At 33.1% G+C, this 25,599-nt stretch carries 26 protein-coding genes, 2 tRNA genes and 1 other annotated feature; of the genes, 1 reads left to right on the top strand and 27 read right to left on the bottom strand.

Annotated features, from left to right (window positions below):
* Window positions 1-8: 8 nt before the first annotated feature.
* The 22 genes from rpsG to ACWJJ7_RS13255 all read right to left on the bottom strand — a co-directional run bounded on the left by rpsG (window position 9) and on the right by ACWJJ7_RS13255 (window position 19,965).
* Window positions 9-479 carry a 30S ribosomal protein S7 gene (gene rpsG / locus ACWJJ7_RS13360; RefSeq protein WP_165414408.1) on the bottom strand — a complete coding sequence of 157 codons (471 nt, stop codon included), beginning with the start codon at window positions 477-479 and terminating at the stop codon, window positions 9-11.
* Window positions 480-622: 143 nt separating this feature from the next.
* Complete coding sequence (gene rpsL / locus ACWJJ7_RS13355) at window positions 623-1,003, bottom strand: 30S ribosomal protein S12 (RefSeq protein WP_462962521.1); 381 nt, start codon at window positions 1,001-1,003, stop codon at window positions 623-625.
* 117 nt (window positions 1,004-1,120) lie between these two features.
* On the bottom strand, window positions 1,121-1,363 hold the full coding sequence (locus tag ACWJJ7_RS13350) for a ribosomal L7Ae/L30e/S12e/Gadd45 family protein (protein ID WP_462962520.1): 243 nt from the start codon (window positions 1,361-1,363) through the stop codon (window positions 1,121-1,123).
* A gap of 121 nt (window positions 1,364-1,484) precedes the next feature.
* Complete coding sequence (gene rpoC, locus ACWJJ7_RS13345) at window positions 1,485-5,018, bottom strand: DNA-directed RNA polymerase subunit beta' (protein WP_462962519.1); 3,534 nt, start codon at window positions 5,016-5,018, stop codon at window positions 1,485-1,487.
* Window positions 5,019-5,038: 20 nt separating this feature from the next.
* Window positions 5,039-8,752 (bottom strand): DNA-directed RNA polymerase subunit beta, encoded by a 3,714-nt coding sequence (gene rpoB, locus ACWJJ7_RS13340; protein WP_462962518.1) that lies wholly within the window; start codon window positions 8,750-8,752, stop codon window positions 5,039-5,041.
* Between the two features lie 261 nt (window positions 8,753-9,013).
* Window positions 9,014-9,373, bottom strand: a complete 360-nt coding sequence (gene rplL, locus ACWJJ7_RS13335) for a 50S ribosomal protein L7/L12 (protein WP_462962517.1) — start codon at window positions 9,371-9,373, stop codon at window positions 9,014-9,016.
* A 117-nt stretch (window positions 9,374-9,490) separates the two neighbouring features.
* The gene (gene rplJ, locus ACWJJ7_RS13330; RefSeq protein WP_462962516.1) at window positions 9,491-9,991 is read right to left on the bottom strand and encodes a 50S ribosomal protein L10; all 501 of its coding nucleotides are present in this window, start codon (window positions 9,989-9,991) and stop codon (window positions 9,491-9,493) included.
* A gap of 34 nt (window positions 9,992-10,025) precedes the next feature.
* Window positions 10,026-10,162: a sequence feature (ribosomal protein L10 leader region), on the bottom strand.
* A gap of 36 nt (window positions 10,163-10,198) precedes the next feature.
* Window positions 10,199-10,888, bottom strand: coding sequence for a 50S ribosomal protein L1 (rplA, locus tag ACWJJ7_RS13325; RefSeq protein WP_462962515.1), 690 nt, complete (start codon window positions 10,886-10,888; stop codon window positions 10,199-10,201).
* Between the two features lie 58 nt (window positions 10,889-10,946).
* On the bottom strand, window positions 10,947-11,372 hold the full coding sequence (gene rplK / locus ACWJJ7_RS13320; RefSeq protein ID WP_071614644.1) for a 50S ribosomal protein L11: 426 nt from the start codon (window positions 11,370-11,372) through the stop codon (window positions 10,947-10,949).
* Between the two features lie 77 nt (window positions 11,373-11,449).
* Entirely contained in the window at window positions 11,450-11,971 is a 522-nt protein-coding gene (gene nusG, locus ACWJJ7_RS13315; protein ID WP_462962514.1) for a transcription termination/antitermination protein NusG, read from the bottom strand.
* A gap of 46 nt (window positions 11,972-12,017) precedes the next feature.
* On the bottom strand, window positions 12,018-12,242 hold the full coding sequence (secE, locus tag ACWJJ7_RS13310; RefSeq protein WP_462964994.1) for a preprotein translocase subunit SecE: 225 nt from the start codon (window positions 12,240-12,242) through the stop codon (window positions 12,018-12,020).
* 38 nt (window positions 12,243-12,280) lie between these two features.
* Window positions 12,281-12,430 (bottom strand): 50S ribosomal protein L33, encoded by a 150-nt coding sequence (gene rpmG, locus ACWJJ7_RS13305; RefSeq protein WP_125002828.1) that lies wholly within the window; start codon window positions 12,428-12,430, stop codon window positions 12,281-12,283.
* Window positions 12,431-12,621: 191 nt separating this feature from the next.
* Window positions 12,622-13,815 (bottom strand): elongation factor Tu, encoded by a 1,194-nt coding sequence (gene tuf, locus ACWJJ7_RS13300; RefSeq protein ID WP_462962513.1) that lies wholly within the window; start codon window positions 13,813-13,815, stop codon window positions 12,622-12,624.
* A gap of 80 nt (window positions 13,816-13,895) precedes the next feature.
* Window positions 13,896-13,971 (bottom strand) — tRNA-Thr (locus ACWJJ7_RS13295).
* 9 nt (window positions 13,972-13,980) lie between these two features.
* Window positions 13,981-14,055: transfer RNA gene (locus ACWJJ7_RS13290), tRNA-Gly, on the bottom strand.
* A gap of 70 nt (window positions 14,056-14,125) precedes the next feature.
* Window positions 14,126-14,767 carry an RNA polymerase sporulation sigma factor SigH gene (gene sigH / locus ACWJJ7_RS13285; protein ID WP_462962512.1) on the bottom strand — a complete coding sequence of 214 codons (642 nt, stop codon included), beginning with the start codon at window positions 14,765-14,767 and terminating at the stop codon, window positions 14,126-14,128.
* Between the two features lie 75 nt (window positions 14,768-14,842).
* Window positions 14,843-15,352 (bottom strand): NYN domain-containing protein, encoded by a 510-nt coding sequence (locus tag ACWJJ7_RS13280; RefSeq protein WP_462962511.1) that lies wholly within the window; start codon window positions 15,350-15,352, stop codon window positions 14,843-14,845.
* 8 nt (window positions 15,353-15,360) lie between these two features.
* A complete protein-coding gene (gene rlmB, locus ACWJJ7_RS13275; protein ID WP_462964993.1) occupies window positions 15,361-16,098 on the bottom strand; it encodes a 23S rRNA (guanosine(2251)-2'-O)-methyltransferase RlmB in 738 nt (245 codons plus the stop codon).
* Between the two features lie 369 nt (window positions 16,099-16,467).
* On the bottom strand, window positions 16,468-17,271 hold the full coding sequence (gene thyX / locus ACWJJ7_RS13270; RefSeq protein WP_462962510.1) for an FAD-dependent thymidylate synthase: 804 nt from the start codon (window positions 17,269-17,271) through the stop codon (window positions 16,468-16,470).
* 2 nt (window positions 17,272-17,273) lie between these two features.
* On the bottom strand, window positions 17,274-17,696 hold the full coding sequence (locus ACWJJ7_RS13265; protein ID WP_462962509.1) for a Mini-ribonuclease 3: 423 nt from the start codon (window positions 17,694-17,696) through the stop codon (window positions 17,274-17,276).
* A 571-nt stretch (window positions 17,697-18,267) separates the two neighbouring features.
* Entirely contained in the window at window positions 18,268-19,374 is a 1,107-nt protein-coding gene (locus ACWJJ7_RS13260) for a PIN domain-containing protein (RefSeq protein ID WP_462962508.1), read from the bottom strand.
* A gap of 117 nt (window positions 19,375-19,491) precedes the next feature.
* Window positions 19,492-19,965 (bottom strand): CarD family transcriptional regulator, encoded by a 474-nt coding sequence (locus ACWJJ7_RS13255; RefSeq protein WP_462962507.1) that lies wholly within the window; start codon window positions 19,963-19,965, stop codon window positions 19,492-19,494.
* Between the two features lie 146 nt (window positions 19,966-20,111).
* On the opposite strand from ACWJJ7_RS13255, the gene ACWJJ7_RS13250 reads away from it, so the two are divergent.
* On the top strand, window positions 20,112-20,516 hold the full coding sequence (locus ACWJJ7_RS13250) for a nucleoside triphosphate pyrophosphohydrolase family protein (protein WP_462962506.1): 405 nt from the start codon (window positions 20,112-20,114) through the stop codon (window positions 20,514-20,516).
* Window positions 20,517-20,553: 37 nt separating this feature from the next.
* Here the strand turns inward: ACWJJ7_RS13250 and disA are convergent, their stop codons facing one another.
* The 5 genes from disA to ACWJJ7_RS13225 all read right to left on the bottom strand — a co-directional run bounded on the left by disA (window position 20,554) and on the right by ACWJJ7_RS13225 (window position 25,458).
* Entirely contained in the window at window positions 20,554-21,618 is a 1,065-nt protein-coding gene (disA, locus tag ACWJJ7_RS13245) for a DNA integrity scanning diadenylate cyclase DisA (protein ID WP_462962505.1), read from the bottom strand.
* A gap of 30 nt (window positions 21,619-21,648) precedes the next feature.
* On the bottom strand, window positions 21,649-21,885 hold the full coding sequence (locus ACWJJ7_RS13240) for a hypothetical protein (protein WP_462962504.1): 237 nt from the start codon (window positions 21,883-21,885) through the stop codon (window positions 21,649-21,651).
* Between the two features lie 284 nt (window positions 21,886-22,169).
* On the bottom strand, window positions 22,170-24,611 hold the full coding sequence (locus tag ACWJJ7_RS13235) for an ATP-dependent Clp protease ATP-binding subunit (protein ID WP_462962503.1): 2,442 nt from the start codon (window positions 24,609-24,611) through the stop codon (window positions 22,170-22,172).
* Window positions 24,612-24,805: 194 nt separating this feature from the next.
* Complete coding sequence (locus ACWJJ7_RS13230) at window positions 24,806-24,949, bottom strand: hypothetical protein (protein WP_462962502.1); 144 nt, start codon at window positions 24,947-24,949, stop codon at window positions 24,806-24,808.
* A gap of 272 nt (window positions 24,950-25,221) precedes the next feature.
* Window positions 25,222-25,458 (bottom strand): hypothetical protein, encoded by a 237-nt coding sequence (locus ACWJJ7_RS13225; protein ID WP_462962501.1) that lies wholly within the window; start codon window positions 25,456-25,458, stop codon window positions 25,222-25,224.
* Window positions 25,459-25,599 lie beyond the last annotated feature (141 nt).

Below are 25,599 nucleotides of genomic sequence, written 5' to 3'. Positions count from 1 at the left end.
TTTTAATATTAATACCTGTAATGAGCAAAAGCCTTGTTAGCTTCAGCCATTTTATGAATATCTTCTCTCTTCTTTACTGCTGCTCCAGTATTGTTTGCAGCTTCGAGCAATTCGTTAGCAAGTTTTTCTCTTGCATACTTCTCTCCTCTATTATCTGCAGCAATAAGCAACCATCTTAGTCCTAATGTCTGTCTTCTCTCAGGTCTAACCTCGATAGGCACTTGATAATTAGCTCCACCTATTCTTCTAGCTTTTACCTCAAGTAATGGCATAACATTATTTAACGCTTCTTCAAAAACCTCTAAAGGTTCTTTACCTGTTTTTTCTTTGATTATGTCAAAAGCCTCATAGCATATTTTTTGTGCTACTCCTCTTTTACCATCCTCCATTACATTGTTAATTAACTTTGTAACGACTTTGCTGTTGTACATAGGATCTGGTAATACATCTCTTTTTGCAATATATCCTTTTCTCGGCACTTTACTTCCCTCCTTAACAATTTTAATTAACTCATAGGTACTCGATATCTCTACCGCAAAGTACTCTGTACTCCTGCAAATGTATGTAAATATAAACTTTCATATATATAAATGCTGAAGACATTGCACCTTAATTCAAAGCATTATTTTTTTTGCTTTGGTCTCTTAGTACCGTATTTAGATCTACTTTGTAGTCTGCCCGCAACTCCAGCAGAGTCTAATGACCCTCTGATGATGTGGTATCTAACTCCTGGTAAATCCTTAACTTTTCCACCTCTTATAAGTACAACACTATGTTCTTGTAAATTGTGGCCTACACCTGGTATATAAGCAGTAACTTCGTATCCGTTTGTAAGTCTAACTCTTGCTACTTTTCTTAATGCTGAGTTTGGCTTTTTAGGAGTTGTTGTTTTAACTACTGTACAAACTCCTCTTTTTTGTGGACAGTTTTTCAATGCTGGTGCAGCTGACTTTGTTGCTAATGTCTTTCTGCCTTTTCTTACTAATTGATTGATAGTTGGCATGATTTCACCCCCTCATTTTTATAAGCTGATCTTCATTTATATCAATGCAGCGTAACATAACTAAATGGCTATGTTACCGCATGGATATATCTATATTATTTAGTTGCTAGCATTAATTTAATCTTCGAAACGCAATGCTGTTGCTGATGCAACATCTATATCACAAAGACTTCCTAATTCTTTCATTGTGTCTACAAATATTATTTGTAGGGAATTAACCTTGGCTAGTTTTAGAATAGGATCAGTAATACTACTATCAGCATCTTTGGCTATATACAAAACTTTACCCTGACTATTCTTTAACGCTTTTAGGGTTTGTTTAACTCCAACGACTTTCTGACCTACAATTTTACCTACCATTTCTAACCCCCTTCACAATTATAATCAAAAGATTTACCTAATTAAGATGCATCTACTCGATTTAAATCACACACAAGGTGTATTTTATCATTTTACTATCACCCTGTCAACTAGTTACACCCTATACTTCCAAATCATTTTCAATTTCTACATTTTCATCATCTTCAGTATTGATTTTTATCGTTCTATATCTCGTCATGCCAGTACCCGCAGGTATCAATTTACCAATTATTACATTTTCTTTTAATCCAAGCAATGGATCAATTTTACCCTTAATAGCCGCATCAGTAAGTACTCTTGTTGTCTCCTGGAATGATGCTGCTGACAAGAATGATTCCGTTGCAAGTGCCGCTTTAGTTATACCTAATAGAGAAATTTTCCCCTGAGCAGGTACGCCACCTACAGCTTCGATTTTTGCATTAGCATCTTCAAAAGCAAATATATCTACTAAATTTCCTGGAAGTAGTTCAGTATCTCCAGATTCCTCAACTTTTACTTTTCTTGTCATCTGTCTCACAACAACTTCTAAATGTTTATCATTTATATCAACACCTTGAAGTCTATAAACTTTTTGTACCTCTGATGATAAATAATTTTTAACTCCGTTAACGCCTTTTATTCTTAAAATATCATGCGGATTAACTGAACCTTCAATTATCTCATCTCCGGCCTCAATTCTATCCCCATTTGAAACTTTTAATCTTGATCCAAAAGGTATATCATAACTTAATTCTTCTCCTGCATCACCAATTACAATGACAACCCTCTTTTTCTTAGTATCTTCCATTTTAACGCTACCGCATACATCACTTACTATTGCGAGTCCCTTTGGTTTTCTAGCTTCAAATAATTCCTCAACTCTTGGAAGACCTTGAGTTATATCTGATCCCGCTACTCCACCTGTATGGAATGTTCTCATTGTAAGCTGTGTTCCCGGTTCTCCTATAGATTGAGCTGCAATTATACCTACGGCTTCGCCAATGTTAATCTTTTGAGACGTTGCCATATTCATTCCATAACATTTAGCACAAACTCCAATTTTAGCATTACATGTAAATACCGATCTAATCATAACTTTCTTTACACCAGACTTTTGAACTTCTTCTGCTAACTTAATATCCATATACTCATTCTTAGGAACTATTACTTTTCCTGTTTTGGGATGAATAATATCTTCAGCAGAATATCTTCCAGTCAATCTTTCAACTAACTGTTCAATTACTTCACTTCCATCACAAATTTCTGAAACTTCAAAACCTTCATTTGTTCCACAATCTTCGTGTCTTACGATAACATCCTGGCATACATCAACAAGCCTTCTTGTTAAATAACCTGAGTCAGCTGTTTTAAGTGCTGTATCTGCGTTACCCTTTCTAGCTCCATGTGTTGAAATAAAGTACTCTAATACACTTAGTCCATCTCTAAAGGATGCTCTAATAGGCAACTCAATTATCTTACCAGATGGATTAGCCATAAGACCTCTCATACCTGCTAATTGCTTAATCTGACTCTTAGACCCTCTGGCACCTGAATCTGCCATCATGAATATCGGATTGAATTTATCCAAACTATCCATTAGTGCATTTGCCACATCTTCTGTAGTTTTAGTCCATTTTTCTATTACTCTTTGGTATCTTTCTTCCTCGGATATAAATCCTCTTCGATACATCTTCTCAATTTTTTCAACAGTTTCATCTGCATCTTTTAACAATGCTTTTTTAGCCTCTGGAACCACCATGTCAGATGTAGCAACCGTAATCGCTCCAATTGTTGAGTAATGGTATCCCTTAGCCTTTATTTTATCTAGCATCTTAGAAGTTTCTGAAGGACCATATTTTAAGTAGCATTTATCAATAATACTACCAAGATTCTTTTTACTTACCAAGAAATCTATCTCAAATTTCAATTCATTGCCAGGAATGCTTCTATCAATAAACCCTAAATCCTGAGGTATAGTTTCATTGAAAATTAATTTCCCAGGTGTAGTTTCTATGATTGAAGTTATACTTACACCATCGACGGTGCCAAATAACTTAACTTTAATTTTAGCATGAATATCAATATCCTTTACTTGATAAGCCATTATTACTTCATCTGGCGATGAGAATGATCTTCCCTCTCCTTTAGCACCATCTTTATCAATAGTTAAATAGTAAGCGCCTAAAACCATATCTTGAGTAGGTACACAAACTGGTTTACCATCTGATGGTTTCATAATGTTATGTGCAGCAAGCATTAAGAACCTTGCTTCAGCTTGAGCTTCAACAGATAGAGGTACATGTACCGCCATTTGATCTCCATCAAAGTCAGCATTATAAGCCGTACATACAAGCGGATGTAATTTAATAGCCCTACCTTCTACAAGTATAGGTTGGAAAGCTTGAATTCCTAGTCTATGAAGTGTAGGTGCACGATTTAATAGTACTGGATGATCAGATATTACTTCTTCAAGTACATCCCATACTTGAGGCATAACTCTCTCTACCATTCTCTTAGCACTCTTAATATTATGTGCTACTCCACTTCCAACTAGCTTTTTCATAACAAAAGGCTTAAATAATTCTAAAGCCATTTCTTTCGGAAGACCACATTGATACATTTGTAACTCTGGTCCAACAACTATAACTGAACGGCCTGAGTAATCAACACGTTTTCCAAGTAAGTTTTGTCTGAATCTTCCTTGCTTTCCTTTTAACATGTCAGATAGAGATTTTAAAGGTCTATTCCCTGGTCCCGTAACTGGCCTTCCTCTTCTTCCATTATCAATTAATGCATCTACAGCTTCTTGAAGCATTCTTTTTTCATTTCTAACAATTATATCTGGAGCACCCAAATCTAGAAGTTTTTTTAGTCTATTGTTACGGTTTATTACTCTCCTATACAGATCATTTAAATCAGATGTAGCAAATCTTCCTCCGTCTAATTGTACCATCGGTCTTAAATCAGGAGGTATAACTGGGATTACATCGATTATGATCCATTCAGGTTTGTTTTTAGATTTTCTAAATGATTCTGCCACATCTAGTCTTCTTATACTTCTGATTCTTTTTTGTCCTGTACTTGTTTTTAGGTCTTCTTTTAATTCCTTAGATAATTCTTCTAAGTTTATATCTTGTAAAAGTACTTTCACAGATTCTGCACCCATACCCGCTACAAAACTATCATTTCCAAATTTATCAATAGCTTCTCTGTATTCTTTTTCACTAAGGATTTGTTTTTTAAGTAATGATGTTTCTTTTGGATCCAATACTACATAAGAAGCAAAATAAAGAATCTTTTCTAGAGATCTAGGTGACATATCCAAAATAAGTCCCATACGAGACGGTATTCCTTTAAAATACCAAATGTGAGATACTGGGGCAGCAAGTTCGATATGCCCCATTCTTTCACGTCTTACTTTAGATTTTGTAACTTCAACACCACATCTATCACAAACTATTCCCTTATATCTTACTCTCTTGTATTTTCCACAGTGACATTCCCAATCTTTAATTGGTCCAAATATTCTTTCACAAAATAACCCATCTCTTTCAGGTTTTAAAGTTCTATAGTTTATAGTCTCTGGTTTTTTCACTTCACCTTTTGACCATTCTCTGATCTGTTCCGGTGATGCTAATCCTATTTGAATAGCATCAAAATTATTAAATTCAAACAAGGGTTCATCCTCCCTTCATATTAATGTTCATCATTAAAATCATTTAATTCTAAGTCTTCACCAAATTCTTCTGCCGGTATTTCATCGTAATTTATATCAATGTCTAGTTCTTCATCTTCATCGATAAGCTCAATGTACTCTTCCGTTGGTGCTTCAGGAATTATATCTTCTGATCCTTCTATGTTAACATTTAAATTTAATTCTTCCATTTCATCATCAACTGATTCCTTCAGTTTAATTTCTTCTAATTCATCAGTAAGAACTTTAACATTTAAACACAACGCTTGTAATTCTTTTATAAGAACTTTAAAGGATTCAGGCACACCAGGTTCTGGAATATTCTCGCCTTTTACTATTGCTTCATATGTTTTAACTCTACCTACTACGTCATCGGATTTAACTGTTAAAATCTCTTGTAATGTATGAGCTGAACCATAAGCTTCTAATGCCCAAACTTCCATTTCTCCAAATCTTTGGCCACCAAACTGTGCTTTACCACCTAATGGTTGCTGAGTTACGAGAGAATATGGTCCTGTAGATCTAGCATGTATTTTGTCATCTACTAAATGATGTAACTTTAAGATGTACATATAGCCAACAGTAACTCTGTTGTCAAATGCTTCTCCTGTTCTTCCATCATATAAATCAGTTTTTCCATCTGTATTATATCCTGCTTTTTCCAAGCATGCTTCAATTTCTTCTTCAAGCGCACCATCAAATACTGGTGTTGCAATATGCCAACCTAATTCACTAGCTGCCCATCCTAAGTGGACTTCTAATACCTGACCTATGTTCATACGAGAAGGAACACCTAGTGGATTTAAGCATATTTGAAGTGCCCTTCCATCAGGTAAAAACGGCATATCTTCTACTGGTAATACTCTAGATATAACCCCTTTATTACCATGTCTTCCTGCCATCTTATCGCCTACAGATATCTTTCTCTTTTGAGCTATATAACATCTAACTAGTTCATTTACACCTGGTGGAAGTTCATCTCCATTTTCTCTAGTGAACACTTTAACGTCAACTATTATTCCAGCTTCGCCATGTGGCACTCTAAGTGATGTATCTCTTACTTCTCTTGCCTTTTCACCAAATATTGCTCTTAATAATCTTTCCTCTGCGGTAAGTTCTGTTTCTCCCTTTGGAGTTACTTTTCCAACTAGAATATCTCCAGATCTTATCTCAGCACCTATTCTTATTATTCCGCCCTCATCTATATCCTTAAGTGCATCTTCTCCAACATTAGGAATATCTCTAGTTATTTCTTCTGGTCCAAGCTTTGTATCTCTTGCATCCGATTCATATTCTTCAATGTGCACCGATGTAAATATATCATCACGAACAAGTTCTTCAGATATTAACATTGCATCCTCATAGTTATAACCTTCCCAAGTTACAAATCCAATACGGATGTTCTTACCTAATGCTATTTCTCCAAGGTCAGTTGAAGGTCCATCTGCTAAAACAGTATTTACTTCAACTTTTTCGCCTTTATTAACTATAGGTTTTTGATTTATACACGTACCCTGATTAGATCTTTTAAATTTTAAAATTTTATAAACATCTAATCCACTATCTGAATCTCTTCTTACCTTAATTTCGTTAGCACTTACATACTCAACTGTGCCGGCATTTCTAGCTTTCGGAAGAACACCAGAATCTACTGCAGCTCTATATTCTATTCCAGTGGCTACAATTGGCGATTGTGACTTGAGTAGCGGTACTGCTTGACGCTGCATGTTAGAACCCATAAGTGCACGACTGGCGTCATCATTTTCAAGAAACGGAATCATTGCCGTAGCAACAGAAACTATCTGTCTTGGCGATATGTCCATAAGATCTACTTCTTCTTTTGGAACAACCATTACTTCTTCCTTAGCTCTTACAGTTACTTTTTCATCTACAAAAGTACCATCTTCGCTAATTGGCTCACTTGCCTGTGCTACTAGATATGCATCTTCTTCATCCGCAGTCATATACACAATTTTATTTGTAACTGCTGATGTTTTCTTATCTACAATCCTATACGGTGTTTCAATAAACCCATATTCATTAACTTTAGCGTAACTCGCAAGTGAATTAATAAGTCCTATATTAGGGCCTTCTGGCGTTTCTATAGGGCACATTCTGCCATAATGTGAGTAATGAACATCTCTAACCTCAAACCCAGCTCTCTCCCTGGAGAGACCGCCTGGTCCTAGTGCAGATAATCTTCTTTTATTTGTAAGTTCTGATAATGGATTTGTTTGGTCCATAAATTGAGAAAGCTGTGAACTTCCAAAGAATTCTTTTATAGCTGCGGCTACAGGCCTTATGTTTATAAGCGCCTGAGGCGTTATTCCTTCTTGGTCTTGGATTGTCATTCTTTCTTTGACAACTCTTTCCATTCTAGACAAACCTATTCTAAATTGATTCTGTAAAAGTTCACCTACAGATCTAATCCTTCTGTTCCCTAAATGATCAATATCATCAATATAACCGATATCGTAAGTTAGTCCTAACTCGTAGCTCACTGTAGCATACATATCATCTTTAATTATATGTTTAGGTATTAATCTACTTTTATTAGCTTTTATTTGTTCTTTAATTGATTCTTCATCACTAAAATTATCCAATATTTCTTTTAATGTAGGATAGTGAACCATTTCCCTAATATTAAGATCAGAAATATCAAAGTTAACTACTTTATTAATGTTAACAAAGTGATTTCCTATAACTCTTAACACCTTATCCTCTACTTGAAGATCTACTACATTAATTCCTAAGTTTTGAATTTCTAAAGCAATTTCTCTGTCTATCTTTTGATCTTTTTCAACTATAACTTCACCAGTTGTAGGGTTAACAATATTCTCAGCAGCAATTTTGTTTGCAATTCTGTGATTAATTGATAACTTCTTATTAAACTTATATCTACCAACTCTTGATAAATCATATCTCTTAGCATCAAAGAATAGTGAATCAATAAGAGATACCGCACTATCCACTGTAGGTGGTTCGCCTGGTCTTAATCTCTTATATATTTCTATCAAAGCTTCTTCTCTTGTTTTAGTATTATCTTTTTCTATTGTAGCTTTTAGTCTTTCTTCTTCACCTAATAATTGATGTAAGTCTAAATCACTACCATTGTCCATCATAGCTCTGGCTAAAATACTTATAGGCAGTTTTCTTGTCTTGTCAATTCTAATATATACAATTTCATTAGAATCTGTTTCATACTCGAGCCATGCTCCTCTGTTTGGAATAACTGTTGCAGAGTAAAGTTTTTTTCCAGTTTTATCAACAGAATAATTGTAATAAACCCCTGGTGATCTAACCAATTGACTTACTATAACTCTTTCTGCCCCATTTATAACAAATGTTCCTTGTGGTGTCATAAGTGGGAAGTCTCCCATAAAGACTTCTTGTTCCTTAATTTCACCTGTTTCATTATTACGCAATCTAACCTTAACTTTTAATGGTGCTGCGTAAGTTGTATCTCTTTCCTTACATTGTTCTTCAGTATACTTAATGTTATCTGTATCAAGTTTGTATCCTACAAACTCTAGAACAAGATTTCCAGTATAATCTTGAATAGGATTTATATCGTCAAAAACCTCTTGAAGTCCTTCTTTTAAAAACCAATCATAAGAGTCTAACTGTATCTCAATTAAATTTGGCATATCAGTTACTTCGCTTATTTTTGAAAAACTCATTCTTGTTCTTTTACCTAATTGGACAGGATGTACCATCAGCTTTCACCCCTTGTATAAACTAAAATAACCAAAAACACACTTTCCCCTAGGACCTTATGCTTTTGGATTCACATATTTATTATGTTATTATAACCTTTTTTGTTAATTTAATTCACATTAACCAGTAATTTCATTTTTTTAACGCTAAACTACTAATTTTTAATGCATTATGCTATGTTATTACAAGTATAACTCTATGTCAACATAACATTTTAAAAAAGGGCACTCTTATCTAAAAGTACCCTGTTTATGATAAAATTATTTTATTTCTGCTCCGCCGCCAACTTCTTCTATTTTAGCTTTTAATGCTTCTGCATCTTCTTTGCTTATAGCTTCTTTAATTGTCTTAGGTGCTCCATCAACGATATCTTTAGCTTCTTTTAATCCTAATCCAGTTATTTCTCTAACAACTTTAATAACTTTAATTTTGCTAGCACCTGCACTAGTTAAAATTACATCGAATTCAGTTTTATCTTCAACAGCAGCTGTAGCAACTCCTGCTGCAGCAACTGGTGCAGCAGCACTCACTCCAAATTCTGTTTCGCAATCTTTTACTAATTCATTTAATTCTAAAACACTCATATCTTTTATAGCTTGAATAATTTCTTCTCTTGTCATTATAAATGCACCTCCGAATTTTTTTCATATAAATACTGTTTTGTACTTACCTTTTAAAAAAGGCATAATTTGAATCAATTAAAATTTGCTATGTACTTCAGCTTAATATTTGAAATATTATTGAGCTGATTCCTTTTGCTCTTTAACTGAATTCAATAGGTATGCAAGATTTGATAATGGAGCTTTGAAGCTTCCAAGTAATTTTGCAATAAGAACATTTCTTGGTGGTATTGATGCAAGAGCATTAACCTCAGCACCATCGAATATTTTGCCTTGAATTATGCCTGCTTTAAGTTCTAATTTTTTATGAGTTTTTGCAAATTCATTTAAAACTCTAGCTGCAACAGTTGCATCTTCATATCCAAATGCCATCGAAATAGATCCTTGTAGGTGAGTTACTATACCTTCAATTCCTAATTCCCTAGCCGCTAGAATAACTAAAGTGTTTTTATAAACTTTATATTCTACCCCAACTTCTCTAAGTTTTTTTCTTAGTTCTGTATCTTCTTCTACATTTAGACCTTGATATTGACTAAGTACTACACCTTGAGCTTTTTCTAATTTTTCTTTTATTTCTGCTACTTTTGCTTCTTTTAATTGTCTATTATTGCTTAACACTGTGTATCCACCTCCTAACAGTTTTTAACCGCTTTATAAAAAATTAAAATCTCTCCGTAGACACGAAGAGACCCATTTTACGTACACAAGTATACTTATAGGAATCCTCGGTAGGCATGTTGTCTTTTACGCTTTCGCACCTACTATCTACGGAATATCATTTATTCACTTTTAACATTGTATCATGTTTAAACCTATTCGTCAATACTAGTCTAATACTTTAGCTTGATTAACTTTTATTCCAGGTCCCATAGTGCTTGAAACTGATACTGATTTTAAGTATTGTCCTTTAGCTGCTGATGGTTTAGCTTTAACTACTGCTTCCATTAAAGCATGGAAGTTTGCAACTAATTTCTCAGCACCAAAAGATTTTTTTCCAAGTGGTACATGAACTATAGAAGTTTTATCAACTCTATACTCAACTTTACCAGCTTTTATTTCATTTATTGCTCTAGAAACATCAAATGTAACTGTTCCTGACTTTGGATTTGGCATTAATCCCTTAGGTCCAAGTACTCTACCTAATTTACCAACAACACCCATCATATCTGGAGTAGCAACAACTATATCAAATCCAAACCAATTTTCTTTTTGTATTTTTTCAACTAATTCATCAGTTCCAACGAAGTCTGCTCCTGCAAGTTCTGCTTCTTTAGCTTTATCGCCTTTAGCAAAAACTAAAACTTTAACTGTTTTACCTGTTCCATGAGGAAGTACTACTGCACCTCTAACTTGTTGGTCTGCATGTCTTGGATCAACACCAAGACTTATAGCAAGTTCTATAGTTTCATCGAACTTAGCTTTAGATGTTTTCACCACAAGTTCCATAGCTTCTGTTGGTGTATATAGAGCATTTTTATCTATAAGCTTAGCGCTTTCTATGTAATTTTTTCCCATATCAGTATCCTCCTTCGTGGTAATAACGGTTTTTACCTCCCACGTAATTAATTTAAATTTATTCTTCTACAACTATTCCCATACTTCTTGCTGTTCCCGCTATCATACTCATAGCAGATTCAATTGATGCTGCATTTAAATCTGGCATCTTGAGTTCTGCTATTTCTCTTACTTTAGCTTTAGAAACTGTAGCAATTTTGGTTTTGTTTGGAACACCAGAACCGCTTTCTAATCCAACTGCTTTCTTTAACAATATTGCTGCTGGCGGAGTTTTTAGTATGAAACTAAAAGATCTATCTTGATATACTGTTATCACTACTGGTATTATCATACCTGCTTGATCTGAAGTTTTTGCGTTGAATTCTTTACAGAATCCCATGATATTAACTCCGTGTTGTCCAAGTGCTGGTCCAACTGGTGGTGCTGGGGTAGCTTTTCCTGCAGGAAGTTGAAGTTTTATCATCCCTGTTATTTTCTTAGCCATGAATTTATACCTCCTATATTGTGGTAAAGCGGATTAAAAATCCTCCCACTTACTAAAACTTTCGTTTTATTAAGTACCTAGTCTAATTTTTGTATTTGATTGAATTCTAGTTCAACAGGAGTTTCCCTGCCAAACATATTTATAAGTGCTTTGATTTTTTGCTTTTCCAAATGAATTTCTTGTATTAAAGCAACAAATCCTTCTAATGGTCCAAACGTCACCTGAATATTCTCACCTATTTCGTAGTCAACAACTATAGTTTTTTCTGATATACCCATAGTTCTAACTTCGTCTTCAGTAAGAGCTACCGGTTTAGAACCTGGTCCTACGAACCCAGTTACACCTCTGGTATTTCTAACTATATACCAAGATTCATCTGTCATAAGCATTTTAACCATAACATAACCTGGAAACACTTTTTTTAAAGTTATTTTCTTTTTCCCATCCTTTACTTCAACTACTTCTTCCATAGGAACTTGAATATCGTGTACATATTCTTCAAGATTTCTATTTTCGATCGCTTTTTCTAGGTTGACTTTAACTTTATTTTCATAACCAGAATATGTATGTACAACATACCATTTAGCTTTATCTGCCATAGTTCAAGGGGTGGAGTATTCCGTCCCCCTACCTCCTTCCTTTACCTTATTTAAAGATTAGTTTATAGAGGTTCTTAAAACCATAATCCAACAAACCTATAATAATCACAAAAATAAAACAAAAACTTGTCACTGCAAAAGTTGCCTTTTTAACATCTTGTTTTGAAGGCCAAGTTATTCTTTTCGCCTCTGCCTTAAGTTCCTTGAAAAACTTCACTATACCTTTTTGGTTTGATTTTTCCTTTACTTTAACATTCCCAGTAACAGCCATTTTATTCACATCCCTACCGTTTTGTGTTTTATGCTGTATTATTTTGTTTCTTTATGAAGTGTATGTTTGTGGCAGAACTTACAGTATTTCTTCATTTCTATTCTGTCTGGGTTATTTTTTTTGTTTTTCATTGTATTGTAATTTCTCTGTTTGCAATCAGTACAAGCTAAAGTTACTTTTACTCTCACAATCTACACCTCCCGGTTTTACATCTATTTAAGAAAGCTCATACTTATTAAGCACTAAGCCATCTTTAGCATTTTTGTTATACTTAAATAATTTATCACAATTTAATACATATGTCAATGAATTAGTTCAAGGTGTTTTTTTATTAAACAATTTTCTTGCTTCTAATTCATCATGGTTTTCTTTGCTTATATTATTTAACTATTGAAGTAACAACTCCTGAACCTACTGTTCTTCCACCTTCTCTGATTGCGAATCTTAATCCCTCATCCATTGCTACTTGAGTGATTAGTTCAACATTCATGTCTATGTGATCTCCTGGCATTACCATTTCCATTCCGTCTGGTAATTTTATTGATCCTGTTACATCAGTTGTTCTGAAATAAAATTGTGGTCTATATCCGTCGAAGAATGGGGTATGTCTTCCGCCTTCTTCTTTTTTAAGTACATATACTTGACCTACAAATTTATCATGTGGATGTATTGAACCTGGTTTAGAAAGTACTTGACCTCTTTGAATATCTGCTCTTTGTACTCCTCTTAGTAATGCTCCGATGTTGTCTCCAGCCATTGCTTGATCTAGAAGTTTTCTAAACATTTCAACTCCTGTACATACAACTTTTCTTTTCTCTTCGCTGAGTCCTACTATTTCGACTTCTTCTCCAACCTTAAGTATTCCAGCTTCAACTCTTCCTGTAGCAACTGTTCCTCTACCTGTGATTGTGAATACATCTTCTACTGGCATTAAAAATGATTTATCTGTTGCTCTTGTTGGTGTTGGAATATAGCTATCTACTGCTTCCATTAATTCATCTATGCATTTTGATGCTTCTGCATCAGTTGGGTTTTCTAATGCTTTTAAAGCTGAACCTGTTACTACTGGAATGTCGTCACCTGGGAAGTCATACTCACTTAATAATTCTCTTACTTCCATTTCAACGAGTTCTAATAACTCTGGATCATCTACCATATCTGCTTTGTTTAAGAATACTACTATATATCCTACTCCAACTCTGCTTGCTAATAGTATATGCTCTCTTGTTTGAGGCATTGGACCATCTGCTGCACTAACAACTAGAATCGCTCCATCCATTTGTGCTGCGCCTGTAATCATGTTCTTTACATAATCCGCATGTCCTGGGCAATCAACATGTGCATAATGTCTGCTTTCTGTTTGATACTCAACATGTGATGTGTTTATTGTAATTCCTCTTTCTCTTTCCTCAGGTGCTTTGTCAATTTGGTCAAACCTAGATACTTCTGCTAACCCTTTAGTTGAGAGTACCGCTGTTATTGCAGCTGTTAATGTTGTCTTGCCGTGATCTACGTGCCCTATTGTTCCAATGTTTACGTGTGGTTTGCTTCTTTCAAACTTTGCCTTTGCCATTTTGTATTCCTCCTTATATAAATAATTACACTTTTGTGCAAGTAAACTCATCCTAGTGTATTGTACGGATTTAATAGTTATGGAGCCCATAACCGGAATTGAACCGGTGACCTCCACCTTACCAAGGTGACGCTCTGCCAACTGAGCTATATGGGCATTTAATTTTGGAGCGGGAAACGGGTATCGAACCCGCGACACCCAGCTTGGGAAGCTGGTGCTCTACCACTGAGCTACTCCCGCCGACGTACAACTTAAAGCTATACACCAGTTATTAACTGTACTACTGTTTGTTTTTTTTGTCAATGCATTTTCACCTTTTACTTAGACATTTTTCTAATTTTCTTTTTACTCTTTGTAGCGCATTATCAATAGACTTTGCATGCCTATCTAAATCACAAGCAATCTCTTGATAAGATTTACCATCTAAGTATGACATCAACACTTCCATCTCTAGTTCTGAAAGAACTTCCCCAATTTCATTTTGAATGCTTATTACTTCTTCGCGGCTTATAACTAGCTCTTCGGGGTCAGTAATTTTAGCACCTGATAACACATCCAATAATGTTCTGTCTGATTCCTCGTCATATATTGGTTTATTTAAAGATATATATGTATTAAGGGGAATGTGTTTTTGGCGAGTAGCTGTTTTTATTGCTGTAATTATCTGTCTTGTAACACAAATTTCTGCAAAAGCCCTAAAAGAAGATAATCTATCCGCCTTATAATCTCGAATGGCCTTATAGAGACCTATCATTCCTTCTTGGTAAATATCTTCTTTATCAGCCCCAATCAAAAAATACGACTTAGCCTTGGCTTTAATAAAATTCCTGTATTTATTAATTAAATATTCTTGTGCTCTAACATTTCTATTTTGTGCTTCAATAACTACTTCTTCATCCAATCTTTCTTCAAAGCATGAAGTATCCACACTAGCTCTAATGATTTTTTCCAACAAATATCCCCTCCACACCAAACATGTGTCATATAGATGACTATACCTTAGCGCAATTTCTATAGTCAAGAAAATTCAATGGCTCCTGCGTATTTTTTCAAGTTTTTTTAATGTTTTTTCATCTATTCTCTCTTCTAACCAATTTCTTTTTCCCAAATTTTTTTTCTCGATATTTATTTCAATCTCTTTTTGTGTACTAATTACTTCGTGATAAAATTCAATGGAAGACATTCGAGTGGCCCCTCTTTGAAAGGTAACTTGCTGCTCTAGTGAGTCTGATGTGACAACGCAGACTTCGGCTTTTCGTCCTATATTATTGACCATTCTCTCAATATAATCATCCGCCGTTTCGCCCTCTTTTGTAAAAATCACAACTAAATTTCCTTGTCTTTCTTTTTTTTGAAGGCTACCTTTAACCATTTGTGCATCAAAAACTATAAATATTTTATGCCCTTTAAATCCTGAGTAATTTTGAAGAGTGTCAATAAGCTGCAAGCGGGAAGATTCGTAACTAAAATCTTTAATCTTTTTAAGATTTGGCCAGCTATTTATAACATTATACCCATCAACAAAAACTGTTTTCACTTTTTACCTCATTTAATCTTTTGCTTCATAATTTCATACATTATTATACCACCTGCAACCGATGCATTTAAAGATGTTATTTTTCCTACCATGGGTATTTTTACTAAAACATCACATTTTTCTTTTGTAAGTTTAGAAATGCCTCTACCTTCACTTCCAATAACAAGAGCTACCGCACCAGTTAAATCAGTATTAAAAACATAATTTTCGGCATCCATATCCGCACCATAAACCCATACTCCGAGTCCCTTTATTTCTTCAATAGTTGCATTTATATTAGTTACTTTTACTATTTTCATATGTTCAATTGCACCAGCTGATGTTTTATACACTATTGGTGTAACTCCTACATTTTTCCTCTTTGGTATAATTATTCCATGGGCTCCACATACCTCTGCGGTTCTTATGATAGACCCAAAGTTATGTGGATCTTCTATTTCATCTAGGATAATTATAAAAGGCTTTTCTCCTCTTTCCTGCGCATATTCAAATATATTATTCAATTGATAATATTTATAAGGTGTTACTATAGCAATAACTCCTTGATGTGATGAAGTTTGTGACATTTCATCTAGTTTTCTTCTATCTACTTCTTTCGTAACAATTCCTTTTTCTTTAGCTAATGCTAGTACCACGCTTATAGAGCCTACCATATCACCTTTGGCAATAAGAATGTACTCTATGGTTCTATCCGATTTTAGCGCTTCTATAACTGCATTTCTTCCTTCAACTAAGTCCTCTCTCATGATTTTAGTCTCAACCTCTTTATTAACATTACTATTCTTAGGACTTATTTCAGCTCTCTCCCTAGTAAACTTTTTGTTTTCTGGTGCATTCTCTTCACTTTGTTTATTTCTTTTATTACCTACTCTGCCTTTATCTTCTCTACTTTCTTTTGTACCCTGTTCGTCACCTCTAAATCTTCTGGAAGTCGTTCCACTTTTATCATATTTACTACTTGAAAAGCCTCTGCTTTCTTTTACACCCTTTTCGCTCATCCTAATTCTTTTAGACTCTGTTCCAGTTTTCTCTTCCCTACTACTTCCAAATCCACCATTACCTCTATTTCCTTGATATTTTTTATTATCGCTCATTTCAAATACCTCTCTCTTTATCTATTTAACTTCATATTCTTTTCTTATTTCCAGCATTTTCCCACAACTCATACCACCTTCAGGGCATAGTCCACTAACGCAACTTGGCCCTGCATATTTAAAAAGTACAGGTGCTACAATTCTCGCTTGCATCATCATTGTTTTCGCCATTTGGCGTATTTCCCATTGAGCTCTAGTGCAACATCTCTGATTAAAGAAATGAATTAATTCTCTAGCATTCATAGTAACTATCATTTTAGTTTCACAAGCATTTGGAAATACATATCGTGCATCTTCAATAGCCTTTTTCTCAGCTTTACTCTTAAGAATTGCATATTGTTTTTTCTCAATTTCTTCAGGATTTATTAGTTTTTCACCCTTTAAGTATTCTTTTAAAAGATTAGCTAATTCATTTCTACACAATATCTCTACTAACTGATTATACTCCTCTTGAATGCGCTTCATAGAAGCTATGAAGATTGTTTTTGCTTCTTCATCTTTTTCAATATTGGGAGGAATTATATATTCAAATTGTTTAAGCTTTACATATCTCTGACTCTGTTGAGAATATGATGCTACCCTATGTCTCACTAATTGATGTGTCAAACTTCTAGATATACCCTCAATTGCAAAAGTAAAGTTCACATGTTCTATTGGCGAATGATGGCCATAAGTCATTAACATATCTAACAACTTTTGTGTTTTTTGTTCATTCAACCCTTCTAGTATTTCATCAACCCCAACTTGACTATAACAAAGTTTAGCTGCCGCTGCTATAATTTTTTCTGGGTTAGGTGTATGTTCTATTAATTTAACCTTAAGCATAATTACTTATCCCCCAAATCGTGGTCTATAATTTTCTCCAAAATATGGTTTAGCCTTTCTTTCTTTTCACTTAAATATAGAAAACCCACTAAAGCTTCAAACCCTGTAGCCCATTTATATTCATTTAAATCTCCATTTTTAGGCGTAGTGCCGCTTTTGGAGTTTCTAGCCCTTTTAAATATACTAAGCTCTTCTTCATTTAAATTTTCTATAAAGAATTTCATATACTCACTTTGTGCATGCGCTTTTACATGTGCAACTGTTTTAATATGAATTTTATGAGCATTCATATCTCTATTTTTTTCCACAAGATAGGTTCTAATAAATACCTCATAAACTGCATCTCCAACTAATGCAAGAACTAGTGGGTTTATCTGTTTAACTTGTTCTACTGTAAATTTACCCTTTAGCATATTAAATTCCATGCTTATTCTCCTTTTTAACTATTAGACATCTCTATTATAAAAAGCCATTGTATGGTGCCCTATAGCACAGCTGCTACTTCTTATTGTTATAGGTATTTCTATATTAATGTAATTACTACGGTCTTACCTCATCCTTACCTCTTACCACTTTTATCTTCGGATTTATTATTTACATGATACACATTTAAAATAAAAAATATCAAAAAAATAATAAAGCTCACCCTGTTTTAGGGCGAGCTTTATCACGGTACCACCTAAATTTGCACTCATTTTTTAACGGTTATGCTACCGGTAGTTTTGCTACAGCTCCGAAACAGGTTAAAAACTTTGAAAGTCTCCCAACCTAATACTTAATTTACATTTAATATTTTTTATAGTTACTAACCAATATACACATTAAATGTGCTACTGTCAATAGTAAAATCATCATCGAAGATGCTGTAAAATCATCATCGAAGGCGTTGCAATATTAACGGCTTATACCATATTCGTTTATAAATGTTCTAGCCCCATCATGAATAAATACAATGGCACAGTTTCTACTCATAAAAAACTTACTCACATAATATGACTAACTTTTTACTAAAGAATCCTTATTTTTAGCAAAAATCATTCTACCTGCTGCCGTCTGAAGTACTGATGTTACAATAACAACTATATTTTCACCAATATATCGTCTTCCACCTTCAACAACAATCATTGTGCCATCATCTAAATAAGCTATCCCTTGGCCCGATTCTTTTCCATCTTTCATCACTTGAATTTTCATTTCTTCCCCTGGTAAAACTACTGGTTTTACTGCATTTGCAAGTTCATTAATATTTAAAACTGGAACTCCTTGGAATTCAGCTACCTTATTAAGATTAAAATCGTTAGTAATTACTTTTCCATTCAAAACTTGAGCTAACTTCAGGAGTTTGCTATCCACTTCTGCAATATTGGGGAAATCTTTCTCCCAAATTTCAACTTCAATATTTAATTCCTTTTGAATTTTGTTTAGTATATCTAATCCTCTTCTGCCTCTATTCCTTTTAAGCCCATCTGATGAATCAGCTATATGCCTAAGCTCCTCCAATACAAAAGTGGGTATTACTAGTGGGCCTTCAACAAAACCCGTTTGACAAATATCAAATATTCTACCATCAATTATTACTGATGTATCTAGCACCTTAGGATTTTCATTAGTAAATCCTTTGGTTTTCTTATCTTTGAATCCATCTTTCCTTTTAATGCTTGTAAAGAAAGATAATATTTCATCTCTTTTTCTAGTGCAAATATCTGCTCCTAAAGCTGCCATTATAACAGTAAAAATAACAGCAATAATATTCCATATAAGAGATTGGTATTTAAATAATCCCGCAAACAAAGATGCTATTACAAGACCTATTATTGCTCCTCCTGTACCAAAAATAATTTGAGAAGTTGGCATTTTTTGTGTGCTTTTCTCCACATGATCCATAAACTTCATTATAAAAGATATGATTATAGGAGATATTAAAAATAAAATAAATCCAAATATTAAAGCAGAAAAAATAATGAATATTATTCCTTGAATTGCACCATTTTTAAAATAATTAAGCCCACCTAAATAGCTTGTACTTAGAAGTATCTCCCCTATTAAGTACCCTAAAATTAGTCCTATGATTGTAAAAAGTCCTCTTAAAATTTTTTTCAACAAAAAATTTCACCTCCTTCTAAATTATTAACACTTATTTGGATTTATATCCTGTTATTATCTAATATATACTATAAACTTGTGCATTTCAATAAAATATCCCATAGAATTAACAATTTGTTAAACTAAATCCCTTATTTTGTATAATGCTTGTTCCATATTAAGTTCAAAAACTAACATTATTTCACTGGCTACCATACCTTCAACTCTTTCTAGAATCTTTAGCTCACCCGGTGGAAGCATATCTTTCTCCTTTAAATAATATAAATCTCTAATTACCTCACACATTTTTAGAATATTACCACTTTGAATTTTTTTCTTGTTAATTCTATATCTATTATTCCAATTACTCTCTATACAATTAGGACCATTTGATATTGTGTTTAAAATTGTCTCTAATTCTACTTTATTTGAAATATCTCTTATATTATGTGTCTCAATTTTATCTATCGGAATCATAAAATTCATATTATCTAATAAAAGATATATATTTATATATTTACATTTTATATTATATAATTCTTCACTATTTATATTTTGTATATACCCAGCACCATAATATGCTACAAATATTTTTTGGCCAATATTTAACATAACACTCCCCCTATTAATAAAACTCCTGTTGATTTATTATATATTCATAAGGTTAAATGCGTACTTAATTTATTGACAAAAACATAATGCAAATCCTATAATAAAGATAGTATAGCTACTTAAATGATTAAAAGGAGTTGAACTTAATGAAAGATTGTATTTTTGATAATTTTCAAAATTCTGTGGATGAGTCCCTATTAAGACATAGAAGCATTTTGGATATAATTACTAAACTTCAAGAGTCTCAAGCTAGAGTTAATAGAGCTGTTGCAAAATCTGTTACCAATTGTGGCTGTATTAGCGTGGGAGCAAAAAAGCAATACACTCCTACCGATATAGATGATTTAGATTTGGATATCCTTAGTGCTTCACTCGATACCCACATGCAAGGTAATCTTTGTGAAAACTGTAGAGAAGTCTTAGAAAAAGAATTAGGAAACAACCTTTTTTACATTGCCTCTTTATGTAATCTTTTAGACTTAAATTTATATGATATTCTTTTAAAAGAGTATAACAAAATTAGTACCTTAGGTAAATATACTATGCGTTAGAAAATATAGCATAAAATAAGTTAAAACTTATTTTATGCTATATTTGCTTGTCTAACATAAATTGCTCTTTTAACCTCCTTAACCCATTTTTAATAGCTTTAGCTCTTGCTTCCCCAATACCTTCTACACTGTCAAGTTGTTGATAAGAAGCTTCCATTGTAGCTTTTAATTCTCTAAAGTGCTTAACTAAATTTTCTATAACATTTGCAGGTATTCTAGGTATCTTACCAAGCATTCTATATCCTCTTGGAGAAATTAGCGTATCTACTAATGGAACACCTATATATCCAATAATCCTAGAAATAAAATCTAAATCCATGAGTTCTTCAGAACTCATATTTTCTATTTGTCTATACATTTGCGTATAATCCATACCAATTTTACAATAATCTCTTATTAAGAGTATTCCATCCTCCTCAACACTTCTAATTAACTCATTTAGTTGCATTGAAATTAGTCTACCCTCATTCCCTAGTTCACATATATGCCTTTCAATTTCACCAACTATTCTCATAACCATTTCTGTTCTTTGTATTGCTGAAATAACATCAAACAAGGTTGCTAAATCTTGAAATTCTAAAAGATTCAGATTACTTACTACTCGCTCAAGAACTGAAACATACTTTTCTAATGTCTGAATAGCTTGATTTGCCTTTGCTAAAACAATACTACTATCTCTTAAAACATATTTTATATCATCTTTGTATACAGTTACGATGGTTCTTCTTTGTGATATTGCAACAACAGCATACCCAGTCTGCTTAGCTATCCTCTGAGCTGTTCTATGCCTTGTTCCTGTTTCAAAAGTAGGTATCGTAGGGCTTGGCATGAGCTGAGTATTAGCATATAATATTTTTTTCAAATCACTGCTTATTACTATGGCTCCATCCATCTTCGCTAGTTCATATACATAAGCAGGGCTATATTCCGCATTTATTCGAAATCCGCCATCTACAATGTCTAATATTTCCTTACCGTCTCCTAAAACAATAAGCCCTCCAGTTTTAGCTCTTAAAATATTTTCAAGTCCTTCCCTAAGCGTCGTCCCAGGGGCCATTATTTTTAATATATTCATAAGTTCCTTGCTTTTTTCTTCTCTCATCTTTTTCTCCCTACTTAATAAATAGTGCCATTAAAAAATCTTACTTGTAATATCTTTTAATGAAGCCGTACCTATAATATTAATATCCTTAGCATTAATTTTCTTTTCATTTCGTTCTGGTATAATATCGTTTTTGAACCCTAATTTACTTGCTTCATTAACTATTTTCTCGCAATGAGATATAGGTCTTACTTCTTCTGTAAGTCCTATTTCACCTACAATAATTGCTTTATCGAGCTTTATTGCTTTGCTTTTTACGCTAGACAATAGCGCAATAGCAAGTCCTAAATCTCCAGAAGGCCCATCTAAATTTAGTATTTAGTTCCCCTAATACATTAACATAAACATCTTTAGTTTAAACAGTAATATTATAGAATAATTTATTTTTAATAAGTCACATGAAAATAAATAACAATTAAATCATCTCCTGCGGAGCTGCAATATTAAAATAGAACTTACATTTTAATACAACTCAAAAAACCACTCAAGAGTGGCTTAAAGAAAAATTTATGCTTCTATAATTATATACTTTTTGCTACATATAAACAACATCAAATACATAAAGTCTTAAAAATCAATTCACTATTTTTCATAAGAACACTTACATTATCACCTTTATTAATATTACCCTTAAGTATTTCTTCAGAAAGCTTATCTTCCACAGTATTAGTTATTTCTCGCCTTAGTGGTCTAGCTCCATAAGTAGTATTAAGTCCCGCCTTAGCTAAATGCTTTTTAGTTTCCTCATCAAAAGTTATATCAATTTCGAGATCTTTAAGACGCTCTTTTACTACCGTAAGCATTAATTCTACTATTTTATATAAATCTTCATGTTCTAGCGAATGAAATACGATAATGTCATCTATTCTATTTAAAAATTCAGGTCTAAATGAATGTTTTAGCTCTTCCATTATATTTTCTTTCATCTTTTCATATTTAGAGCTTGCTTCATTACCCTTTATATCGAAACCTAGAGACCTCTGTTTTTTTATACTAGACGCGCCTACATTTGATGTCATTATAATTACTGTATTTTTAAAATCTACTGTTTTCCCTTTTCCATCTGTTAGCCTTCCATCCTCTAATATCTGTAACAAAATATTAACTACGTCTGGATGAGCTTTTTCAATTTCATCAAAAAGTATAACTGAATAAGGGTTTCTCCTCACCTTTTCAGTTAATTGACCACCTTCATCAAAACCTACATATCCTGGTGGTGAACCCATAAGCCTTGAAACAGTGTGCTTATCCATATATTCTGACATATCTATTCTTATCATGTTATTTTCATCACAAAACATGGCATCTGCTAAAGCTTTAGACAATTCTGTTTTTCCTACACCAGTAGGGCCTAAAAATATAAAAGAGCCTATAGGTCTCTTTGGATCCTTTAACCCTACCCTTGCACGTCTTACAGCTCTTGAAATGGATTTCACTGCCTCATATTGTCCTATTACCCTCGTGTGGAGTACCTCTTCTAACTTTAGTAGCCGTTCTGATTCTTTTTCAGTCAATTTTTCTATAGGTATATTAATCCATCTTGATACCACATTAGCAATTTCAAGCTCTGTAACTATTAGCTCGTCCGCTTGATTTTGAGTTTTCCAATTGTTTTTTGAATTATATAATTTATCCTTTAATTGTTTTTCTATATCTCTAATCTTAGCTGCTTTTTCAAAGTCCTGCACTGATATAGCATCAGCTTTCTCTTTAGAAATTCCATCTATTTCTTCTTCTAAATTTTTTAGATTTGGTGGAGCAATTAAATTTTGAATTCTTACTTTTGCACCAGCTTCGTCTATAAGATCTATTGCTTTATCAGGTAAATATCTATCAGATATATATCTATGTGATAAGGTAACAGCTGCTTCTATTGCACTATCAGTAATCTTTACTCTATGATGTGCTTCATACTTATCTCTTAATCCTTTTAATATTTCAACAGCTTCCTCTTTGCTTGGTTCTCCTACAACTATAGGTTGAAATCTCCTCTCGAGTGCTGCATCTTTTTCAAAATACCTTCTGTATTCATCTATAGTTGTTGCACCTATGCATTGAAGTTCTCCTCGAGCGAGGGCTGGTTTTAATATATTAGATGCATCAATAGCCCCTTCGGCTCCTCCTGCTCCAATGATGGTATGAATTTCATCTATAAATATAATAACATTTCCTGCGACGACTATCTCTTGCATAACCTTTTTAAGCCTTTCCTCAAACTCTCCCCTGTATTTAGAACCTGCCACCATTGAGGATATATCCAAAGTTATAACTCTTTTGTCTTTTAAAATTTCAGGAATGCTACCGGAAGCTATTCTTAGCGCTATCCCCTCTGCTATAGCTGTTTTACCTACGCCTGGTTCTCCTATAAGGCATGGATTATTCTTTATTCTTCTGCATAAAATTTCTAAAAGTCTTTGAGTTTCATTATCTCTGCCTATAACAGGATCAAGTTTACCTTGTCTTGCCATCTCAGTTAAGTCTTTGCCAAAACGGTCTAAGTTTGGAGTACCCTGTTTTTGCTTTTCTTTTGATAAACTACCTTTTGGAGTATCCTCAGAACACAAATCATTTAGTATAGCATTTCTAAGTTTATTAAAGTCCACTCCTAAATTAGCTAAAATTGTATATGCAACCCCTTCTTCTTCTCTAATCAATGCTAACAAAATATGTTCTGGACTAATATAATTATGATTCAAATTTCTCGCTTCCAAAAGACTTAGTTCTAGTAACCTTTTTGTTCTTGGAGTTAGAGGTATCTCGCTGATACGCATTTCTATGTCTCCTTCTCCCTCATACTCCATTACTAATTTCTTTACACCATCAGACGAAATTTTCATATCATTCAATGATTTTTTACATGCTCCATCTTCATCCTTTAAAATGCCTAGCAATATATGCTCCGTCCCTACATAACCATGCTTTAATTGCTTTGCCTCCTTCTGAGCATATACTAAAACCTTTTGTGCTCTTTCTGTAAATTTATTAAACATCATGTTAAAACACCTCACTTGCAATGGATTTACTTCTTTCTTTAATTATGACCAATTATATCCAATCTTATCCTAAGAATATCAATGTTGAAAGTGTGTTTCATATTTTACTATCTATTGTAATATTTTTCTATTTATATATTTTCTATCTTTATACCGCATGGAAATACCCTTTTCGTAATCAAAAAAATTAATAATTATACATTTATCATAATAACATCTAATGTTAATACTTTCACTCTCCTTACAACCTTAACAAACATTTGTGATGTGGTCATTACTATATTAAACTCTTGTCTTTCAATATCTAAACATAAATTGTCTATTTTTACTTGATCCAAAACACTTCCAATTTTAAATCCCCCTCCTAATCGCTTACAATTTCTGATAAGTTTTATAATATAAAAACACAAAACAGTATATTTTTATAAATATATTATTTTTAATAATAACATAGCACTCTACTTAATAACTTCCTATAAACTCAAAAAACAAATTTTGGAAAGTTTTATTTCCTAATTTGTTTTTTTAAAATATTCAAATATTAATAGTGATGGCCTCTTAGATATATTATGTAAATAACTTACTTACATAATTGCTCTTAATTTCATCTTTATCTTTCCTTTTGTGATGTGATATAGTACTCGCCATTTTCTTTATCTCCTTGTGTTACAACGGTAAAACAATTATTTTCTAACATTTCACATAAAATTTTCATTTCTTCCGCGTTTTTCATTTTTGAAGTAATTGTGAACTTATCATTTCGCTCTATTATGCCCATATAATCATGAATGCTACTGTAATCACTTAAGTTAATTTCTCCAGGAATGTCTAATTTATATTCAGACATTTAATTCTCCCCTCTCTACTATATTTCACATTAGGTTTTGTAATTTTGAGCAAAATATACGTATTATTATAATTTGCTTTTATTCTCTTTCTATACCTAAACATTCATAATTAAATCATCTTGAAATGTCGTTAAATCATC

Source organism: Clostridium sp. CM042 (assembly GCF_055080995.1).
Note: the sequence above shows the minus strand (reverse complement) of the source record. Positions and strands in the feature narration are given on the sequence as shown.

Bases quoted from the DNA above. Each gene is read 5' to 3' on its own strand.
- secE (WP_462964994.1), bottom strand. From the start codon at position 12,242: ATGGCTGTTACTGGGAATGTTAAAGTAAAGGAAAAATCAAACCAAAAA.
- rlmB (WP_462964993.1), bottom strand. From the start codon at position 16,098: ATGAGAGAGGACTTAGTTGAAGGAAGAAATGCAGTTATAGAAGCGCTA.
- rplA (WP_462962515.1), bottom strand. From the start codon at position 10,888: ATGGGAAAAAATTACATAGAAAGCGCTAAGCTTATAGATAAAAATGCT.
- ACWJJ7_RS13350 (WP_462962520.1), bottom strand. From the start codon at position 1,363: ATGGTAGGTAAAATTGTAGGTCAGAAAGTCGTTGGAGTTAAACAAACC.
- rpsL (WP_462962521.1), bottom strand. From the start codon at position 1,003: ATGCCAACTATCAATCAATTAGTAAGAAAAGGCAGAAAGACATTAGCA.
- disA (WP_462962505.1), bottom strand. From the start codon at position 21,618: ATGAGAGAAGAAAAAAGCAAGGAACTTATGAATATATTAAAAATAATG.
- tuf (WP_462962513.1), bottom strand. From the start codon at position 13,815: ATGGCAAAGGCAAAGTTTGAAAGAAGCAAACCACACGTAAACATTGGA.
- nusG (WP_462962514.1), bottom strand. From the start codon at position 11,971: ATGGCAGATAAAGCTAAATGGTATGTTGTACATACATATTCTGGTTAT.
- ACWJJ7_RS13255 (WP_462962507.1), bottom strand. From the start codon at position 19,965: ATGTTAAATATTGGCCAAAAAATATTTGTAGCATATTATGGTGCTGGG.
- ACWJJ7_RS13250 (WP_462962506.1), top strand. From the start codon at position 20,112: ATGAAAGATTGTATTTTTGATAATTTTCAAAATTCTGTGGATGAGTCC.
- rplL (WP_462962517.1), bottom strand. From the start codon at position 9,373: ATGACAAGAGAAGAAATTATTCAAGCTATAAAAGATATGAGTGTTTTA.
- rpoB (WP_462962518.1), bottom strand. From the start codon at position 8,752: ATGGTACATCCTGTCCAATTAGGTAAAAGAACAAGAATGAGTTTTTCA.
- rplK (WP_071614644.1), bottom strand. From the start codon at position 11,372: ATGGCTAAGAAAATAACAGGGATGATAAAACTTCAACTTCCTGCAGGA.
- ACWJJ7_RS13225 (WP_462962501.1), bottom strand. From the start codon at position 25,458: ATGTCTGAATATAAATTAGACATTCCTGGAGAAATTAACTTAAGTGAT.
- ACWJJ7_RS13235 (WP_462962503.1), bottom strand. From the start codon at position 24,611: ATGATGTTTAATAAATTTACAGAAAGAGCACAAAAGGTTTTAGTATAT.
- thyX (WP_462962510.1), bottom strand. From the start codon at position 17,271: ATGCTTAAGGTTAAATTAATAGAACATACACCTAACCCAGAAAAAATT.
- ACWJJ7_RS13265 (WP_462962509.1), bottom strand. From the start codon at position 17,696: ATGGAATTTAATATGCTAAAGGGTAAATTTACAGTAGAACAAGTTAAA.